Origin of the sequence: Bradyrhizobium algeriense (genome assembly GCF_036924595.1) — a bacterium.
Classification (GTDB): Bacteria; Pseudomonadota; Alphaproteobacteria; order Rhizobiales; family Xanthobacteraceae; genus Bradyrhizobium; species Bradyrhizobium algeriense.
Window position 1 is genome coordinate 4,713,820 of the sequence record NZ_JAZHRV010000001.1, and the last position, 19,234, is coordinate 4,733,053.

Sequence of the window (19,234 nt, forward strand, 5' to 3'; positions counted from 1 at the left end):
CCCTCACCCCAACCCTCTAAGAGCGAGCTTTCGCTCGTCTCGACCCCGTGAAGAACGGGGAGAGAGATTCTTAAACCGCGTCCTTGGCGGCCTTGACCGGGCGGGCCCGGACGATCTTGCGGGCCGGCTTGGCCTTGAACATCATTTCCTCGCCCGTGAAGGGGTTGGTGCCCTTCCGAGCCTTGGTCGCGGGCTTCTTGACCACGACGAACTTTGCGAAGCCGGGGACGAGGAATACCCCGTTCTTCTTGAGCTCCTTGTGGCCGACGTCAACGAGCGCTTCCATCACGCCCTTGACCTCTTTCTTCGAAACTTCGGTGGTGGTCGCGATCTTCTCGATCAGCTGCGACTTAGACATTTGGGTAGCCATGGTTGCTCCATTGATTCTGGCACAGGCGACGATATGGCGGAAACCGCCTAAAAAACAGGGTTTCCGACATTCTGCACAACTATCTCGCTAATCGAGTTGCACTGATTCGTCCAATTTTGGCTGGTTTTTAGGCCTCCGAAGCCGTGCGGAGCCTTATTTTAGGGGGATTCCGCCACTCCTGAGGGCCCCTTTCCGGACAATCTCAGACTGCCGGGCAGCCCGTGCCTCTATTCTGACGGGCCTTGATTTCGCACCCTAGCGAGAAAACGAGCAGGCCGATGACGCGCTGAGCACGTTGTTTTCAGGAAGGATTTTCCGCTTCACATCGCGATTAGAAAATGACTCGCGTTCCCGTTCCATCGTAACATCCCTCGCAAGGCGGACGCGTGAACGGTTCGCCATCAATAGTGTGTCTGGAGACTTCGCATGGATTTGACGCGCCTTGAGATCAATCGCCGCACCGCGCTGCTGACGTCGGCGGCCATCGCGGCCAACGTGATCAATCCGATGCGGGCCTTTGCCCAGGAAACCCCGCGCAAGGGCGGCGTGTTCAACGTCCATTACGGCGCCGAGCAGCGCCAGCTCAATCCGAGCATCCAGGCTTCCACCGGCGTCTACATCATCGGCGGCAAGATCCAGGAAAACCTCGTCGATCTCGACGCCAACGGCCAGCCGGTCGGCGTGCTCGCCGAAAGCTGGGAGGCCTCGCCCGACGGCAAGACGGTGACGTTCAAGCTGCGCAAGGGCATCACTTGGCACGACGGCAAGCCGTTCACCTCGGCCGACGTCGAATTCACCGCCATGAACATGTGGAAGAAGATCCTCAATTACGGATCGACGCTGCAGCTCTTCCTGACCGCGGTCGAAACGCCGGACGCCGAGACCGCGATCTTCAGGTATGAGCGGCCGATGCCGCTGAACCTGCTGCTCCGCGCCCTGCCCGACCTCGGCTACATCTCGGCCAAGCACCTTTATGAGAGCGGCGATATCCGCCAGAACCCGACCAACCTCGCTCCCGTCGGCACCGGCCCGTTCAAGTTCGTCAAATATGAGCGCGGGCAATATGTCATCGCCGACCGTAACCCGGACTATTGGCGCCCCAATGCGCCCTATCTCGACCGGATCGTCTGGCGCGTGATCACCGATCGCGCCGCGGCTGCGGCACAGATGGAGGCCGGCGAACTGCATTACTCGCCGTTCTCCGGGCTGACGATCTCGGATCTCGCGCGGCTCGGCAAGGACAAGCGCTTCATCGTCTCCACCAAGGGCAATGAAGGCAACGCGCGCACCAATACACTCGAGTTCAACTTCCGCCGCAAGGAAATGTCCGACATCCGGGTTCGCCGCGCGATCGCGCATGCGATCAACGTGCCGTTCTTCATCGACAATTTTCTCGGCGATTTCGCCAAGCTCGGCACCGGGCCGATCCCCTCGACCTCGGCCGACTTCTATCCGGGTGCGAACACGCCGCAATACCCGTACGACAAGGCCAAGGCCGCAGCGCTGCTGGACGAAGCCGGCTTCAAGGCAGCCCGTGGCGGCACGCGCTTCTCAGTCAAACTGCTTCCCGCGCCGTGGGGCGAGGACATCTCGCTGTGGTCGACCTTCATCCAGCAGTCACTGGGTGAAATCGGCATCCCCGTCGATATCGTGCGCAACGACGGCGGCGGCTTCCTCAAGCAGGTCTATGACGAACATGCCTTCGATCTCGCCACCGGCTGGCACCAGTACCGCAACGATCCCGCCGTCTCGACCACGGTCTGGTATCGCTCGGGCCAGCCCAAGGGCGCGCCCTGGACCAACCAGTGGGGCTGGGAAGACAAGGCGGTCGACAAGACCATCGACGACGCCGCGACCGAAGTCGATCCGGCCAAGCGCAAGGCGCTCTACGCCCAGTTCGTCAAGGAAGTGAATACGGAGCTGCCGGTCTGGATGCCGATCGAGCAGATCTTCGTCACCACGATTACGGCGAAGGCACGCAACCACTCCAACACCCCGCGCTGGGGTTCGACGAGCTGGCACGATCTTTGGCTTTCGGCTTAACCCGATATCCGACAAGATAGGTGTATGCGCATCCTTGGCCTTGCGGGGCGGCGGCTGGCCGCCTCGATCCCGACTCTAATACTGATCCTGATCGGCGTGTTCCTGCTGCTGCAGTTCGCGCCGGGCGATACCGTCGACGCCATGATGGCGCAGATGGGCGGCGGCGACGCCGCGACCGCCAAGGAGCTACGAAAATTCTATGGGCTCGACCTCTCGATCCCGGCCCAGCTCGGCAATTATCTGTGGCGGCTGGTGCGGCTCGATCTCGGCTTCTCCTCGATCTACGGCAAGCCGGTGGCCTCGGTCATTCTGGAACGGCTGCCGCCGACGATCCTCTTGATGACGGCGTCGCTGTCGTTCGCGTTCTTCTTCGGGCTCGTGTTCGGCGTGATCGCCGCCCGCGGCGTCAACCGCTGGCCGGATACGCTGATCTCGACGCTCGGCCTGATCTTCTACGCCACGCCCTCGTTCTGGTTTGGATTGATGGCCATTGTCGTGTTCTCGGTCTACCTGCAATGGCTGCCGCCGGGCGGTTTCGAGGACATCGGCACGGTGCGGACCGGGATCTGGCGCGTCTTCGATATTGCCAGCCATCTGGTGCTGCCAACGCTGACGCTGGGGCTGATCTTTCTGGCGATTTACCTGCGCATCATGCGCGCCTCGATGCTGGAAGTGCTCAACCTCGATTATGTCCGGACCGCACGTGCAAAGGGCCTCGACGAGACGCGCGTGGTGACGCGGCACGTGCTGCGCAATGCGCTGTTGCCGATGGTGACGCTGATCGGGCTGCAGGCGGGCACCATGCTGGGCGGATCGGTAGTGGTCGAAAGCGTGTTCTCACTACCCGGTCTCGGACGCCTCGCCTATGAATCGGTGGTGCAACGTGACCTCAATACGCTTTTGGGAATCGTGTTCGTCTCCGCGCTGCTCGTCATCATCGTGAACTTCGTCGTCGACCTCATTTATGCGCGGCTCGATCCGCGCATTACGGCGGGTTGAAGCGATGGATGCGGTCAAGCGCTATTTCCGAAGCCCCGCCGCCGTCGCCGGCCTGATCCTGCTCGTGATCGTGATCGCCATGGCGATCTCGGCCGGCTTTCTCTATCCGCGCGATCCGCTCGCGCTCGCCGGCCGTCCCCTGATCTGGCCGTTCGCCAATCCGCGCTTCCTGCTCGGCACCGATAATTCAGGGCGCGATATCGCCGCCCAGATTTTCTATGGCGCGCGGATTTCGCTTTTGATCGGCGGCGTCGCTACCGCGATTGCGATCCTGATCGGCATCCTGGTCGGCGCCTTCGCCGGCTATTACGGCGGCTGGGTCGACAATGTACTGATGCGGGTTACCGAGGCGTTCCAGACGCTGCCGAACTTCGTGCTGCTGCTGGTGCTGGTCGCCGTGTTCGGCTCGACGCTCACCACCGTCACCATCGCAGTCGGCGTGGTGTCGTGGCCGGCGCCGGCGCGGCTGACCCGCGCGGAATTTTTGTCCTTGCGCAACCGCGAATTCGTCCAGGCCGGACGAACGCTCGGCATGAAAAACATCCAGCTCATCTTTGGCGAAATCCTGCCCAACGCCCTGCCGCCGGTGATCGTCTACGCCAGCGTGGTGATGGCGGTCGCGATACTCCTCGAAAGCGCGCTGGCCTTCCTGCGGCTGTCCGACCCTAATGTGGCGTCATGGGGCAACCTGATCGGCCTCGGCCGCGACGTGCTGCGGGTGCAATGGTATGTCTCGGCGATCCCCGGCATCGCCATCCTCGTCACCGTGCTCGCGGTGTCGCTGGTCGGCCAGGGGCTCAACGATGCGCTTAATCCGAGGCTGAAGGGCCGATGAGCGGGACCGAAGCCATCCTCTCGCTGGATCGCCTGAGCGTCCGCCTGCCCCGCGGCGCGGACCGGACACATGCGCTCAGGGACGTGTCGCTGGAGATCGCATCGAACGAGATCCTCTGCGTGGTCGGCGAATCCGGCTCCGGCAAGTCGATGATGGCCAACGCCGTCATGCGGCTGTTGCCCAACGAGGTGACGATCGACGGCGGCCGGGTGATGTTCGAGGGCCGCGACCTCTGCGCGGCAACAATTGCCGACATGCGTGAGGTGCGCGGCGCCGGCATTGCGATGATTTTTCAGGAGCCGATGACGGCGCTCAATCCGCTGCGCACCATCGGCGACCAGATCGCGGAAATGTTTTCGATTCACACCGAACTGTCGAAGGCGGAGATCGGCGCCAAGGTACTCGCCCTGCTCGCCGACGTCCGCATTCCCGATCCCAAGGTGGCGGCAAAGGCCTATCCGCATGAGCTGTCGGGAGGCCAACGCCAGCGTGCCATGATCGCGATGGCGCTGGCGCTCGATCCGAAGCTGCTGATTGCCGACGAGCCTACGACTGCCCTCGATGTCACGACGCAGGCGCAAATTCTAAAACTGATCCGCGACCTGCAGCAGCGCCGAAAAACCGCGGTCATGTTCATCACCCATGATTTCGGGGTCGTCGCCGAGATCGCCGACCGCGTCGTGGTGATGCAGCACGGCGTCATCGTCGAACAGGGCACGACGGCGGACGTGCTGCACCGCCCGCGGCACGCCTACACCAAACAGCTCATCGCCGCCGTTCCGCCGCTGAAGGCGCCGCCGCCGCGCCCGCTGGCCGCCGACAACATCCTGACAATCGCGGATGTCTCGAAGACCTATCGCACCGGCGGCTTTCTCGGGCGCGGCACGCGGGTGACGCCGGCCGTGAAGAACGTATCGCTCAAGCTGCCGCGCGGCGCCACGCTCGGCATCGTCGGCGAATCCGGCTCGGGCAAATCGACGCTGGCGCGCTGCATCGTGCGGCTGATCGATCCAGATGCCGGGTCGATCGTGCTCGATGGCAGCGACTGGGCGAAGATGCCGCGTGAAAAAGTCCGCCGCGAGACGCGCCATATACAGATGGTGTTTCAGGACCCGTTCGCCTCCCTCAATCCGCGCCGCAAGGCGGCCGAGCTGGTGGCGCAGGGCCCGATCGTGCACGGCGCGCCGCGCGCGCAGGCGATTGCGGATGCGAAGGAACTGTTCGCGCTCGTCGGACTAGATCCTTCCTCCGCCGACCGTTATCCGCATGAATTCTCCGGCGGCCAGCGCCAGCGCATCGGCCTTGCGCGGGCACTGGCGCTGAAGCCGGACGTACTGGTCGCCGACGAGCCGGTCTCGGCGCTCGATGTCTCCGTGCAGGCGCAGGTGCTGAAGCTGCTTGCGGAATTGCGCACACGGCTCGGGCTGTCGATCGTCTTCATCACGCACGACCTGCGTGTTGCCGCGCAAATCTGCGACCTCGTGGCCGTCATGAAGGATGGTGAAGTGGTGGAACACGGGCTGGCGGGCGAAGTGTTTGGCAATCCGCAGCACGCATACACGCGGGCGCTGCTCGACTCCATCCCGGGCGGGGAGTTTGCAAGGGAGCACGAGACGGCGGCGGTGTAGCAGCTCCGCATCCCCGCTCTTCGCAGGGTCGAGACGAGCGAGGCCCGCTCTTGGAGGAAGATCCTTTCTTGCAGGCAACTGATCGTTCTGCTTAGTTTAAGTCAGCTAATCAAGCTCAAGGAAACAAGAAGTGGCACTCAAAAACGTCATCGGAATCGATCACGCCGTGGTCATGGTGAAGGACCTCGACAAATCAGCCGAGAACTACAAGCGGCTGGGCTTCACCGTGTCACCGCGCGGCACCCACAGCGCGCATATGGGATCGGGCAACTACACCATCATGTTCGACCCTGATTATATGGAATTGCTCGGCGTGCTCAGGCCGACGGAACATAATGAGCCGGCGCGGGCGTTCCTTGAAAAGAACGGCGAAGGCATCGAGCGTATCGCCTTCACCGCCGTGGATTCGGCGCGGGGCGCGGAAGAAATTCTCGCGCGTGGTTATGTCCCCGTTGGCCCGACGGATTTCGAGCGGCCGGTGACGCTGCCTGATGGCACGGAATCCGAAGCCAGGTTCCGGACCTTTCAATGGCCGACGGTGGAAGCGCCGGGCGGCGTGCGTATCTTTGCCTGCCAGCACAAGACGCGCGAGACGGTCTGGATTCCTGAACTGATGAAGCATGCCAACGGCGCGAAGCGCTTGAAGCAGGTGCTGATGGTTGCGCCGGAGCCGGCCAAGGAGGCCGCTCATCTGTCGAAGCTGATCGACCGCGAGGTACGCAACGAGTCCGATGGCGCGATCGCGGTGCCCTCGGGTGGCGACCGCGCGGACTTCGTATTTCTGACGAAAGGTCAACTCGGCAAGCGCTATCCCGGCGTTTCGCTGGCCGGCCTGCCGGAACGCGGCGGCGCAGGCCTTGTGATCGTGGCCGATGTCGCCGCGGCGGAGAAGGCGCTGGGTACAGCCGGCGTGAAAAGCGCAGGCGGCATTGTGGTGCCACCAGCCGAGGGCAACGGCACGATGCTGGCGTTTGTCGCGGCGTAGCCGGCAGCGCCAGTCGCGCTGCATCGGGGAAGCCGGAACATGGCGAAGGGCAGAAGCGAAGCAGACAGCGATACGGCGGCAACCCGCCGTGGTCGCCCCCGTTCTGCCGAGACCACCAACGCCATTCTGCAAAGCGCCTACACGCTGATGGCGACTACGGGTCTCGCCGCCACCAGTATCGATGCTGTTGCGCGGCATTCCAACGTCTCGAAGATGACCATCTACAAATGGTGGCCATCGCGAGAGGCCTTGCTGATAGATGCGTTCCTGAACCATGCCTCGCTGATGCTGCCGCTGCCGGCCACCGGCGCGCCGGCGGAACGCCTGAGAAGCCACGCCGCGGCTTATGCGAAGGCGCTGCTGGGCGAGTTCGGCAGGGTACAGCTCGCGGTGATCTCCGAATGCATCTCGAACACAGGGTCCGCGGAGATTTTCTACGAGCGCTATCTCGGGTATCGAAGAACCGCCCTGGTCGAATTGATCGCCGCCGGCCAGCAGGACAGAAGCATTGGCGCGACCGGGACGCCGGAGGACCTGTACGACGCGATCTATGGCAGCCTGTTCTACCGCTACATCTTCGGAATCAAGCCGATCTCGCCGGCACATGCCCGCAATCTCGTCGACACCCTGCTGATGATCAAGAACCGCTGACGCCGCCGGCCGCGTCAGCTTGCGCGCGGCGGAACCACGCCCACGTCTCCCGCGTCACGGCCCGATAGCCCTGCCCCCGGAAAACGATCTGATCATCGACGATCCGGTTCAGCTTCGGCAGCGCATGAAACGGGATCGAAGGATAAGCGTGGTGCTCGACGTGATAGGGCATGTTCCACGCAAACCATCTCATGAGCATGCCGGTGTAGGTGGTGCGGGTGTTCTGAAAGGCGCTGCGCGTCCGTTCACATCCGGTGTGCTCGGCGTAGAGATAAGGCCGCAGGAATAGCTGGCCGACGATCAGCGGAACGATCCACACCCAGAGCAGAAGCGCCGTATGCAGCGTGAGCGACGCGAGCAGCAGCACGACATAGAAGGCGACATAGAGGCGCGCTTCCTTCACGACGATGTGGCGCTTGCCTTCCGGGATCCAGGGAGCGGAGGCCTTGCCGGTAAAGGCATGGCGAAGCATCAGCCCTACCCGGAAAGCGACCTGTCGAAGACCGGTATAGGCGACTGCGAGTTGCGTATCCGAGGCGGGGATCGGGCCAACAAGCAGTTCCGGATCCCGATCCGGATCCTGCGTGTAGCGATGGTGGTCCCAGTGGAACAGGCAATAATATTCGTAAGGCAGTCCGATCGCGAATGAAGACAGATGACCGAATGCGAGATTGAGCGCGCGGCTCCGAAACGCCGTCTTGTGGGCGGTCTCGTGCACGACCATGAACAGGAAGGCGACGAAATAACCTTGCACGACGATGAGCGGCAACGCCCACGCCAGGCCATAGGTCGAGGACACCAGCCAGATCAGCGTACCGAAAATGCCGATGGCACCGTAATGGCTAACCGCGCGAACGATACCTTGAAGGTCGGATCGCACCGATAGCTCGCGGAGCGCGGCCGAATTCAGCGGCTTCTCTCCCGTTGCAGTGATGGCAGTGCTCATGGTCGCAATCGCCTCCCAGGATTTCAACTCTGCAGCAGCGTCGATATTTCGGCAGTGATGAACCCGCGATCCGCGGGATTGTTGACCGGATTTCCGGCGCGGTGTCCGTGGATCGAGGGAATCGGATGGAGTTCGGCTGACCTCGCGTTGACGAGCCGGCCGATCTCTTCCTCGTTGTCGCTGACATCGAAGTAGCGGTCCGTCTGCCCCGGCATCAGCAGAACCCGTGCCTTGATCGCCGCGAGCGCACGGACCATGTCGCCGCCGAATTCCGGGCATTGGCTGATATCACCGCGCTGCCAGATGCCGATCTGCGCCAGCAGATCGTTGGCATCACGGCGCGAGAAGGCTTCATCCCAGGAACGCGTCAGGTAATCTTCCAGCGAGCTGAAGCCGTAATCGCGCCACACCTCGTCCCGGTAATAGGCGTGCGACATCGCCCAACCGGCATAGACGCGCCCCATGGCGCGCAGGCCAGCGGCAGGCCTGGCGACGAAACGACTGTCCCTGAACGCGGGATCGGCGGTGAGCGCGGCCTTCACGCCCTCGAGGAAGACGTGATTATAGGGCGAGCATCTAGCGCTGCCGCACACAATGGCCGCCCGCTCCACCATGTCAGGATGGCACGCCGCCCAATGGTACGCCTGCATCCCGCCCATGGACCAGCCGTAGACCAGCGCGAGCGTCGAAATCCCGAACTGCTCGACCAGAAGGCGGCGCTGGACCGCCACCGCGTCGTGATAGCTGATGGCTGGAAACGGCGTCACTTCCGAATTGGATGGCGACGAGGACAGGCCGTTGGCGAACAGGTTTGGAATGACGATGAAGAAGCGCTCCGGATCCAGGATGCCGCCGCGCTGCACCAGCCATTCCGTGTCGGTGTGCTGCGCGCTGAAGGACGTCGGATAGACAATCACGTTGTCCTTCCGCGCGTTCAGCGTGCCATAGGTCTTGTAGGCAAGACGCAACGAGGGGAATACGACGCCTGACTGCAGCAAAACGTCTCCGGCGTGGAAGACCTGATAATCACCGCTGGTCGCCATATCGTCACCCTTGTCGGCGCGCGTAACCGGCGCAACCTTTAATGTACAAATCGTACATTATTTGGATGAGATTGCAACCGCATTGTTGCGGCCTTCGAAACGCACGCTGGCGCGCCTCGAGACCAGGTCTCATGTCAGACCATATGGTGCGCGTATCTCTACGAGGCCGCCCACCACGCCTCATTCGGCCGGGGCTGCTGCGACCTCCGCATGCGAGTAGTCGACACCTGGACTGGTCTTCGCCAGCGCGAACAGACCTGCCGCCATGACCGCATAGGCCAGCGCCACGCCCGGCGTGACGCCGAGGCCGCTGCCGATGCCGACCGCTTCGCCGTGCATGAAACCGAAATAGGTCATGACCGCACCGGCCAGCGCAAACGCGGATGCTTTAAGAAAATCACGCTCGATCACGAACACGCCGATCGCGCCGAGCACCAGGCCGGCGAGGATCGAGCCGCCGCCCATCACTTCGAGGCCGTGATAGAGCACGCCCTGCTGCGGCAGCGCTGATATTGCGGCGGACTTGACCGCGTCGACCTTGTCGGCAGCGAGACCGCCGACCGCCTGCGCCGCCGTGATCGTCGAGCCGAGCATGGTGTCGATCTGCAGTTTCGCCCAGGCAGCGAGATGCGGCGTCAGCGCCAGCACGATCGCCGGCGCATGCTTGACCGGCGTGGTCTGGAACGCCTGCGCGCCGATCAGCATGCCGATATAGAGCAGGATCGGTGAGATCGCGACCACGGGCACCAGCGCCAGCAAGACCGAGATGATGCCGAACCATGACAGCAGCACCACCATCAGGCCGGTCGCCGTCGAATAGCCGATCCGCCCGCCCATCGCCTTCCAGCCGGGATGGCCGATATAGACCGCGTTGATGAAGGGATTGCCCATCAAGCAGCCGATCAGGCTGACGACACCGTCGGCAGTGAGCACGCGCGTGGTCGGATATTCGTCGCCGGCCGCTTCCGCGCTTTCGACATTGTCCATGGCTTCGACGAGGTCATAGATGCCAAACGGAATTGCCGTGACCAGGATGATGCCGAGGAATTCGAAGCCGGAGAAGACGTGGCCGATGGCCGGCAACGGCACCGAGAAGCCGAAGTTCGCAAAGGCATCGCCGACGCCCTTCAGGCTCAAACTGCCGAGGCCGAGACCGAACAGGTTCGAACCCCAGGCGATGATCATTCCCACCGCAATGGCGACGAGGCCGGCCGGCATACCCCTCCAGTATTTCACGCCGCCGAACCAGCTCACCAGGATGATGGAAAAACACAGCAGCCCGATCTGCGGCGTCATGTACATTTCGAGCGCCGGGCGCATCGAGATGAAGGTGACGGAAACACCGGCGAGCGTGCCGAGCAGCGCCGCGCGCGGGGTGACCTTTCTGATATAGGGCGCGATGAAGCCGCCGATCATCAGGATAAAGCTCTGGAAGAACACCCAGACCAGGCCAGCCGACCAGCCCTTGACGGGATCGCCGGTCTTCAGCGTGATCGGCAGCATGATCACGAAGGTGACGATGAACATGTGCGGGACGCTGACGCCCGATGGCAGCGCGCAGACGTCGCTGCGGCCGGTCCTCTGCGCCAGTTTGTAGGCGAGATACGCGTAATAGAACGTCGAGAGGCACATCATAAGGCCGAGCGCCGGCAGGATGCGGCCGAACACGATCGAGTCAGGCATCTTCAGTACGAAGCGCAACAGCCCGGTCAGCACCAGCATGTTGACGAGAATGTTGGTGCCGAAGCCGAACAGCGCGTTCCAGTCGCCGGGTGTCCACAATACCGGCTTGAAAGTGGATGTGCCTGATGTTCCTGTCGCACTCGTGCTCATCGTTATGCCCCCGCTGCTGCCGTTCTTGGAATCTCCAGTGAAAGCGCCTCCAGCACCGCGGCCGAGTCGGAGACCCAGCCGAAAATGCCGCCCTGGGCCTTGATCATTTTCAGGCCCATCTCGTGAAACTCAGGAAAGTAGGATGCGCAACCATCCGCCAGCACCACGCAGCGATAGCCGCGGTCGTTGGCTTCGCGCACGGTGGTGTTGACGCAGACCTCTGTGGTGACGCCGCAGACCAGCAAATTCTCGATGCCGTAGCGCTGCAGCACCTCGCCGAGCTCGGTGGCGTAGAACGCGCCCTTGCCCGGCTTGTCGATCACGATCTCGCTGTCGAGCGGATACAATTCGGGAATGATGTCGTGGCCGGCCTCGCCGCGAATGAGAATGCGCCCCATCGGCCCGGGATCGCCGATGCGCAAGGACGGCGCGCCGCGCTCGACCTTGGCCGGCGGCGCGTCCGACAGATCGGGCAGATGCCCCTCGCGGGTATGAATGACCAGCATGCCGGCCGCGCGCGCCGCATCCAGCACGGAGGCGATCGGCTGCACCGCCCGCGCGAGCTGGCTGACGTCATTGCCGAGCGTCTCGCCGAAGCCGCCCGGCTCCATGAAATCGCGCTGCATGTCGATGATGAGAAGCGCGGTCGCCGCCCAGTCGAGCTCGATCGGTCCCGGCTCCGCTCTGAGCTTTGCTGAGTTCGCCATGACGTACGCGCCCCGAACGAGAGAACTCTTAAAGAGAAGTCAAGCAAGGCGCGTGCCATTGTGTACAATGCCGGCTGGCGATCGGTCTGAAGAAAATCAATCGTATTGTCAGTCCGTTACTCGCGGATGCAGATCCCGGCTCGCCTGCATCGAGCGCATCACGAGCGAGCAGTTGCCCATTAGCTGTGCATGCTGCGATTGCGCTTGCCCGACCGAAGAACGAACGACCTGTCATTTCCCGTTCGCACCTGTCCCAACAACTGGACCAGCCACGCAAGGCCCGCATCCATCATCGCCACTTTCGGAAGGACGACATTGATCGAGAAACGCGGCAGCGGCAGCGGCGCCTTGACGGCGACGACATTGAAGCGGGCACCATGGATCTCGAGAAACCGTCTCGGCAGCGCGGAGATCATCTCGGTTTCGGCCAGCACCGAAAGCGCGAAAATGAAGTTTGGCACGGTCAGGGCCACGCGCCGCGTCAGGCTTTTCTTGGCGAGTTCAACATCCACGAATCCGGTAACATCACCGGTATGCGAAACGACGAGATGCTCCATCTCGCAGTAGCGATTGAGGGTCGGATTACGCTGGAACGAATGCCCCTTTCTGACGGCGATGACGAACTCCTCCTCGTAGAGCTTCTGCTTATGGAAACGGACCGGAATATCGTCGAACGGAATGATCGCGATATCCATCGTCCGGTCTTCGAGCTCCTTCAACGCATCCCTCCACGCCAGATGAAGCGCGGTGAAGCCTTGCGTCGGTAGTAGCTGCCGGATACCCACGTCGACGCCCGGCGCCACCTCCCGCAACGTCTCCAACAGCGAAGGCAGGATGACCGACGAAATTCCATCCGGCGCGCCGATGACGAAACGGCGCGTCGAATGCCGCTGATCAAACGGCGTAGCTGTCGAGACGACCCCGCGGACACGCGCGAGAATTTCAGCCACCGACGCGGCGAGCTGGGAGGCACGCTCCGTTGGAACAACGCCCTTCGGAGTCTTGAGAAACAAGGGATCGCCAAGCAGCGCGCGCAGGCGGCCGAGTCCATGGCTGATGGCGGACGGCGAAAGATGCAGCCGCTCAGCCGATCGGCCGACATGCCGCTCCTGAAAGACGATCTCGAACAGCACGAGCAGGTTGAGATCGATCCGGGAAAGGTCAGTCTGGTTCAGCATAATGCTGAAATCATATCACTGGATTCAGTATCATTGAAATGGGATTTGGGCAGCACCGCCGGCCGGTTGCCGGCCCAACCCGAATGGAAAGATACCGAAATGTTCAAATTGAACCGCTGGAGGCGCTTGGCGCTGAAGGCCGCACTCGCAATGCCGCTGTCGGCCAGCGCCGCGCAGGAGCCGACGTCGGCAGGTTCGGAGCAGGAACTTGTCGATCTGGTCAGGAAGACCGAAGCCCAGGCTTCGGCTTTCATGCGTGGCGACATGGACAAATGGTCCGGTCTGGTGCGCATCGCAGGAGATTTTACGCTGATGCAGCCATTTGGCGGTGAAGCCAGCCGGGGCTTCGACATGAGTCCCGAGCGGCTGGCGCGGCTCGCCAGCTACTTTGGGAACGGCGACGCCAAGCTCGAACTTGTCCAGTCCTATACGTCGGACGATCTGGTCGTTCTTGCGATGATTGAGCGTCAACACGGCGAGGTCGGCGGTTTGCCAAACCAGGATTGGTCCCTTCGTGTGACGCAAGTCTATCGCAGGCAAGGCGGGCAATGGTGGCTGGTTCATCGCCATGCCGACCCGCTCGTGCGCCACGTCGGGCTTGAGACTGCGGCCTCGCTGGCCCGCGGCGCAAATCTCGACAAGAAATGAGGCGGTCTAGCTCCTGTCAAGTAGCGGCGTCCCGAATGCCCGCCGCCAGACCGACAGAAAACGCGGAAACCAGGAGTGGGCGTCTGCGCTCTGATAGGCCCAAGTGCGATATTTTTGTCCCTTTTCCGACAGCAGCTCCTGATACCCGCCGTGCGTTTCGGTCGCGGTACGAATGTCCCTCAATATATCGCGGGCACAGGACCGGTACTTGTCGGTGCCAGAACATTCATCGTAGTCCAGCATGCGATCGGCAAATTCGACATTGAATGTCGGCCAGCAAGAACGCCCCTGGTAGGCCGGAGCCGCAATCTTGTGGATCATCTTGTTCTGCGGATTATCCGCCGATACCAGGAAGTGAGATGTATCCGGGATTCGAAACCGCGGCTCGCCAAGTATCAGATCCGTCGTGGCTGCGAACAGCGCGCGTTCGCCCGCTTCGCTCAGATCCCAAAATCCCTGATGCACATTGACGAAATCCAGCGCAATGCAAGACGCCGCCGGTTCGCTCCTTAAGTCCAGAGCATGCCTGATATAGCCAGGCTTGCCGAACAACCCGAGCAGCTCCGTCTTGTATTGCGAAAGCTCGCGTCCGAGCAGCCCTTCCAGCTCGATCCGGTCGATCACCCCCAACCGTATGCCGCGCACAAAGGTCGCGTAGACGCATGCATTGGTGACAAAGCGCCTGCGTTCGGCACGGGTATCGGTTGCCGCGGAACGCGGTGCGGTGACGTCGCACAGCAAAGCCGCGACGCCGCCGTCCTCGAACGGCTCCAACGCTTCCGCGAGTTGAAATATCGCCTTCTTCAGATCCTCGCGATATTCGGCAAGCAACAAGCGGCCGGCATGAGCGCCCTGTGACATCGCCAAAAACGGCGATGCCCTTTGGTCCGCACGCACGATTTGTTCCAGGCCTGCGAGGATGCCCAACAGCGTGTCCGACGGCAGCGAGAAGTAATTGACGCCGATGTACCGGTCGCCTCCCGCGGGAACGATGGTCGTCGTGACGACATTGGCGCGGACGGCCTCCAGCAGTAGCCGGACGCTTTTTTCGAGCAAGCGAACCCGGCGGACGGCATCCTCGGAACCCATGATGGTCTCGGGATCGAGAACATCGGGATAAAACCAGGCAAAATCCCGAGGATAATAGGCGGAGGCGTGCGGCGCCCCCGTGACCAGAAAGGCTTCCTTGGGAGAAAAGGCACTGTTGACCGAGTGCCTGTACAACTCGTCGATCCCACCCGATGCGTGAGATTTTCTCAGGAATCGATCACCGAGAAAATTTAGGGCCTGAATACCGTTGGCGACACCGGTGGCCAACAGGCCCTGGTAAAACCGGTATTCGCGATGAGATGAAAATGGAATGTGACGATTCATATGATTGGATGAAACCATGTCCGGCGGGTGTCGAGTGTCAGTGGTTACCCCAGACATCATAGATTCGTCTTTCTGTCAGATGAATCGTGATGTCATCGCATTGTCACAAATGGACCGTGCGTAGGACCTCCTAGGGCTTGGTCAAGGGGCTTTCGTTCTTTGGGTGACAAGCGTAGCGCCGTGCTCGCCGCCGTCCAGGACGCTTCGCGCCGGCTACGCCGGTGCCGATGGCATCCTGGACAGCGGCTGTGCGCGGCGCTGTTGGGTTCGGCAGGTCGGGACGAAGGAATGGTCGCAAGCGGCCGAACAAAGGAATGAGGCTTTACGGCGTGGCGACGGTCTGAGCACTCCTCTGGTCTGCCTCATACAGGGTCCGGTGGGTGAGCGTCGCGCACAGGGCGGAAAGCAAGCGATCAGCCACACCACGCAAAGCACGCGCATGGCCATGGCCGCGCTGCCGCAAGGCGTCGTAGCGTCGCCGAGCGGCTGCGTCGCGCTGGATGGCGACGCGTGACCAGTGATGGACCGCAGTCTGCAGCCGCTTGTTGCAGGCGAGGCGCCGGATCACGAAGCGTTGCTTGCCGCTTTGCCGTGTTACCGGAGCAACCCCTGCCAGAGCACGCAAGGCGTGATAATCTCGTGCCTGCAGCGGTTGCGCTGCTTCGGTGAGCAGTGTGGCGAGAACAATCCTGCCGATTCCCGGCCAGGAGCGCAGGATTGCCACGTCACACTGCTCATGGCTCTGCCCCGACGAGTTCTCCTCATCCTGTGCTGCGAGGCTGTCGCAAAGGCCGTCCAGGGCGGCGCCGGCTTCCTTGATCTGCTGATTGATCAGGTGCATGCGCGCCACAAGACTGCGGATATGGACGCACGCGGCCTCCCTGGTACCTGGTGCGACGAACAAGGCCGCCTTGCGCAAGGTCTGCAGCACGGTGGTGGCGTCGAGACGGCGGATGCGATGCTCCTTGAGGATGCGCGCAATCGCCTTCTCCGATACCTTGGCGGCCGCAGCGGGGGTCGGCACCTTCTGCCACAGCGCCAGGAACCAATCATCTGCGACATCGTCGGTCAGTTCGGCCGCTTGCGGATAATAACGCCATAGCTGCTGGCGCAGGCGATTGGCCAGACGCGTCCGTTCCTGCAGCAGTTCATCCATAAGGCGCGACCACTCGCGCAGTTCGATCACCGTCGGATCGTCGGTGGCAAGCTGCCGGAAGGCTTTCCGATCGGTGCGCAACGAGTCGCCGAGGACAAGAGCGTCACGGCTGTCATCCTTGGCGCCTGCGACCGTGAAGCGATCACGGAAGCGATCGAGTTGCTTGGGATTGATGGCAAAGACCGTAAACCCGTGCTCGAGCAGCATCTCCACCACGGGACCGTGCGGCATCTCGATCGCGACGGCGATCCGCCCCGGCGCGGCCTTGGTCTTCTCAAGCAGCCAGTCTCGCAGCTCCGTCAAGCCGGCTCCGCCATGGACGAACTCCCGCTCGCCCACGCGTCTTCCTTCGGCATCCAACAGGCAAACGCGATGGTTCTGCGTTGCCCAGTCGATCCCGACAAACCAATGCACATCCTCGACCATTGCTCGACCTCCTCGCTTGCGAAGCGGGCCACTGCGATCCCGATCGATCCCTGTACTGGCGCTCTTGGCGCAAACCTCCTAGTGGATCTCGATCGCAGCCGCTCCACCGGGGCGCGGGTCCTACGCAGGTGCTCATGGCACAGATGGGTCAGGCGGCTCCCGGCGGATCGGCCCGTGCGACCAGTCTACATCTCCAGACTAGTGCCGAACGCTCAAAAGGGTACAGGATGGGTGGAGCGCAGCGAAACCCATCACGCCTCCGCGCAATGATTGATGGGTTTCGCTTCGAGACTGGGCAAGAATCCCGGCCGGCTGGGCAAACGAGTGTACGATTCGACTGATGACGAATCATACCTTCAAGACCGGTGTTGACCGGAACCAGCCGAGCCTTCTTCCTGCGCGTGTTGAAGACTACGTGGATCGCGACAATCCGGTTCGGGCCATTGACGCTTTTGTCGAGACGCTTTTGCCGATGCGCTGGACCTTGAGAAGCCTGGCTTTTGCCGTGCGTCAAGTTCGCGAGAGGCACGCCTCTCGCGGGCGACGGTAGCAAAAGAGCCGTTCACCGGGGAGCTCGCTATAAGCCGTAAAGCCACTGCGCAGGGAAGGCCGGAGTGTTTCCGCTGAACCTGTATGCGCGTGTGCGCGTTCTCTGTGCGCAATGGCAACGCGAGACCGCGGGCGCAGCGTGCACCCGGTCTTCCCTGCGCCCTCTAAGTTCAGGAGGGCTAACCGAGATGCAAAACTCCGGGCGCATCGCGCCGCGAGAACGCGAAACTGTATCCACGTCATTGCGAGCGCAGCGAAGCAATCCATCTATCCCACGCGGCGCTATGGATTGCTTCCCTTCGCTCGCAATGACGGCGGAATGTCCGTCCGGACCGCTACGCCTTCGCCGGCCGCAACATGCGCGTGACGCTGCCGAACGCCCAATCGATGACGGGCCAGAACAGCAGCACGATCGCCAGTGTCGTGATCGAACCGACGAGACCGTTCGACCAGAACACCTTCATGTCGCCGCCGGAGCCGATCATCGACAGGCGGAACGCATCCTCGGCGCGGTTGCCGAGCACCAGCGCCAGCGTGAACGGCGCCAGAGGAATGCCGATTTTTTTGAATACGTAGCCGACGACGCCGAAGCCCAGCATCAGCCAGATATCGAACATCGCGTTCTGGATCGCGTAGGCGCCGATCGCGCAGGACACCACGATCATCGGTGCGACCGCTGCGAACGGCACGCGCAGGATCGAGGCGAAGATCGGCACCGTCGTCAGCACCAGCACGAGACCGACGACATTGCCGAGATACATCGACGCAATCAGGCCCCAGACGAAATCCTTGTGCTCGACGAACAGCAACGGACCCGGATTGAGACCCCACACCATCAACCCACCGAGCAGGATCGCCGCGGTGCCGGAGCCGGGAATGCCGAGCGCCAGCATCGGCAGCAGAGCCGCGGTGCCGGACGCGTGCGCTGCGGTTTCCGGCGCGAACACGCCTTCGATGCGGCCCTTGCCAAAGCTGTCCTGGTCCTTGGAAAAGCGCTTGGCGAGGTTGTAGCCCATGAAGGAGGCGGCAATCGCGCCACCCGGGGTGATGCCGAGCCAGCAGCCGATGAAGGAAGAACGAAACAGCGTCACCCAGTATTTCGGCAAATCCTTCCAGACCGACAGCACCACGCGCAGGGAAATGCCGGCGGCGTGGCCGCGCAGCGCGAGGCGCTCCTCCATGGTGAGCAGGATTTCGCTGATGCCGAACAGGCCGATGACGGCGACCAGGAAGTTGACGCCGCGCAAGAGCTCCGCCGAACCAAAGGTCATGCGCAACTGCCCGGACACGGTGTCCATGCCGATGCCGGCGAGCAAGAGGCCAAGCGACATCGAAATCACAGTCTTGTGCTTGGCTTCGCGGCCGAGGCCGACGAAAGAGCAGAAGGTGAGCAGATACACCGCGAAGAATTCAGGCGGCCCGAATTTCAGCGCGAAGGAGGAAATCATCGGCGCCAGGAACGTGATCAGCATCACCGCGACCAGCGAGCCGATGAACGACGAGGTGAAGGCCGCGGTCAGCGCTTCCGCCGCCCTGCCCTGCTGCGCCATCGGATAGCCGTCGAAGGTGGTCGCGACCGACCAGGCCTCGCCGGGGATGTTGAACAGGATCGAGGTAATGGCGCCGCCGAACAGCGCGCCCCAATAGATGCAGGACAGCATCACGATCGCCGACGTCGGATCCATCGTGAATGTCAGCGGCAGCAGGATCGCCACGCCGTTCGGGCCGCCGAGGCCGGGCAGCACGCCGACGAAAATGCCGAGCACGAGGCCGAGCATCATCAGCAGCAGTGTTTTCCAGGTAAGCAGCACGGCGAAGCCATGCATCAAGAGGCCCAAGGCTTCCATTACAAGGCTTCCATTA

At 62.3% G+C, this 19,234-nt stretch carries 17 protein-coding genes; 8 read left to right on the top strand and 9 right to left on the bottom strand.

Annotated elements, in window-relative coordinates:
* Nucleotides 1-70: 70 nt before the first annotated feature.
* Complete coding sequence (locus V1286_RS22790; protein ID WP_027536409.1) at nucleotides 71-370, bottom strand: HU family DNA-binding protein; 300 nt, start codon at nucleotides 368-370, stop codon at nucleotides 71-73.
* Between the two features lie 426 nt (nucleotides 371-796).
* Between V1286_RS22790 and V1286_RS22795 the strand changes: the two genes are divergently transcribed.
* From V1286_RS22795 to V1286_RS22820, 6 genes are all read left to right on the top strand, one after another.
* A complete protein-coding gene (locus V1286_RS22795) occupies nucleotides 797-2,413 on the top strand; it encodes an ABC transporter substrate-binding protein (protein WP_334482898.1) in 1,617 nt (538 codons plus the stop codon).
* 24 nt (nucleotides 2,414-2,437) lie between these two features.
* A complete protein-coding gene (locus V1286_RS22800; protein WP_108514700.1) occupies nucleotides 2,438-3,412 on the top strand; it encodes an ABC transporter permease in 975 nt (324 codons plus the stop codon).
* 4 nt (nucleotides 3,413-3,416) lie between these two features.
* Complete coding sequence (locus V1286_RS22805; RefSeq protein ID WP_334482900.1) at nucleotides 3,417-4,247, top strand: ABC transporter permease; 831 nt, start codon at nucleotides 3,417-3,419, stop codon at nucleotides 4,245-4,247.
* Nucleotides 4,244-5,875: an ABC transporter ATP-binding protein gene (locus V1286_RS22810; protein ID WP_334482902.1), complete on the top strand. Its 1,632-nt coding sequence runs from the start codon at nucleotides 4,244-4,246 to the stop codon at nucleotides 5,873-5,875. Before V1286_RS22805 ends, V1286_RS22810 begins: the two co-directional genes overlap by 4 nt.
* A gap of 130 nt (nucleotides 5,876-6,005) precedes the next feature.
* The gene (locus V1286_RS22815; protein ID WP_334482904.1) at nucleotides 6,006-6,860 is read left to right on the top strand and encodes a VOC family protein; all 855 of its coding nucleotides are present in this window, start codon (nucleotides 6,006-6,008) and stop codon (nucleotides 6,858-6,860) included.
* 39 nt (nucleotides 6,861-6,899) lie between these two features.
* Nucleotides 6,900-7,511 carry a TetR/AcrR family transcriptional regulator gene (locus tag V1286_RS22820; RefSeq protein ID WP_108514706.1) on the top strand — a complete coding sequence of 204 codons (612 nt, stop codon included), beginning with the start codon at nucleotides 6,900-6,902 and terminating at the stop codon, nucleotides 7,509-7,511.
* On the opposite strand, the gene V1286_RS22825 is transcribed toward V1286_RS22820, so the two are convergent.
* From V1286_RS22825 to V1286_RS22845, 5 genes are all read right to left on the bottom strand, one after another.
* Complete coding sequence (locus V1286_RS22825; RefSeq protein ID WP_334482906.1) at nucleotides 7,498-8,457, bottom strand: fatty acid desaturase; 960 nt, start codon at nucleotides 8,455-8,457, stop codon at nucleotides 7,498-7,500. The two genes, V1286_RS22820 and V1286_RS22825, sit on opposite strands and share 14 nt — an antisense overlap.
* 23 nt (nucleotides 8,458-8,480) lie before the next feature.
* The gene (locus V1286_RS22830; RefSeq protein WP_334482909.1) at nucleotides 8,481-9,500 is read right to left on the bottom strand and encodes an alpha/beta fold hydrolase; all 1,020 of its coding nucleotides are present in this window, start codon (nucleotides 9,498-9,500) and stop codon (nucleotides 8,481-8,483) included.
* Nucleotides 9,501-9,680: 180 nt separating this feature from the next.
* The gene (locus V1286_RS22835) at nucleotides 9,681-11,333 is read right to left on the bottom strand and encodes a regulator (protein WP_334482911.1); all 1,653 of its coding nucleotides are present in this window, start codon (nucleotides 11,331-11,333) and stop codon (nucleotides 9,681-9,683) included.
* A gap of 2 nt (nucleotides 11,334-11,335) precedes the next feature.
* A complete protein-coding gene (locus V1286_RS22840) occupies nucleotides 11,336-12,040 on the bottom strand; it encodes a cysteine hydrolase family protein (RefSeq protein WP_334482912.1) in 705 nt (234 codons plus the stop codon).
* Nucleotides 12,041-12,219: 179 nt separating this feature from the next.
* The gene (locus tag V1286_RS22845) at nucleotides 12,220-13,218 is read right to left on the bottom strand and encodes a LysR family transcriptional regulator (RefSeq protein ID WP_334482914.1); all 999 of its coding nucleotides are present in this window, start codon (nucleotides 13,216-13,218) and stop codon (nucleotides 12,220-12,222) included.
* Nucleotides 13,219-13,368: 150 nt separating this feature from the next.
* On the opposite strand from V1286_RS22845, the gene V1286_RS22850 reads away from it, so the two are divergent.
* Nucleotides 13,369-13,866 (top strand): YybH family protein, encoded by a 498-nt coding sequence (locus tag V1286_RS22850; protein WP_334489833.1) that lies wholly within the window; start codon nucleotides 13,369-13,371, stop codon nucleotides 13,864-13,866.
* Nucleotides 13,867-13,872: 6 nt separating this feature from the next.
* Here V1286_RS22850 and V1286_RS22855 read toward each other — a convergent pair whose 3' ends face one another.
* Together V1286_RS22855 and V1286_RS22860 are read right to left on the bottom strand one after the other, a co-directional pair.
* Entirely contained in the window at nucleotides 13,873-15,240 is a 1,368-nt protein-coding gene (locus V1286_RS22855) for a hypothetical protein (RefSeq protein ID WP_334489835.1), read from the bottom strand.
* A 322-nt stretch (nucleotides 15,241-15,562) separates the two neighbouring features.
* Complete coding sequence (locus V1286_RS22860) at nucleotides 15,563-16,822, bottom strand: IS110 family RNA-guided transposase (RefSeq protein WP_334477866.1); 1,260 nt, start codon at nucleotides 16,820-16,822, stop codon at nucleotides 15,563-15,565.
* 340 nt (nucleotides 16,823-17,162) lie between these two features.
* On the opposite strand from V1286_RS22860, the gene V1286_RS22865 reads away from it, so the two are divergent.
* Nucleotides 17,163-17,372, top strand: a complete 210-nt coding sequence (locus tag V1286_RS22865; RefSeq protein ID WP_334490280.1) for a hypothetical protein — start codon at nucleotides 17,163-17,165, stop codon at nucleotides 17,370-17,372.
* A 334-nt stretch (nucleotides 17,373-17,706) separates the two neighbouring features.
* Here V1286_RS22865 and V1286_RS22870 read toward each other — a convergent pair whose 3' ends face one another.
* The gene (locus tag V1286_RS22870) at nucleotides 17,707-19,218 is read right to left on the bottom strand and encodes a tripartite tricarboxylate transporter permease (protein ID WP_108514726.1); all 1,512 of its coding nucleotides are present in this window, start codon (nucleotides 19,216-19,218) and stop codon (nucleotides 17,707-17,709) included.
* Between the last annotated feature and the right edge of the window lie 16 nt (nucleotides 19,219-19,234).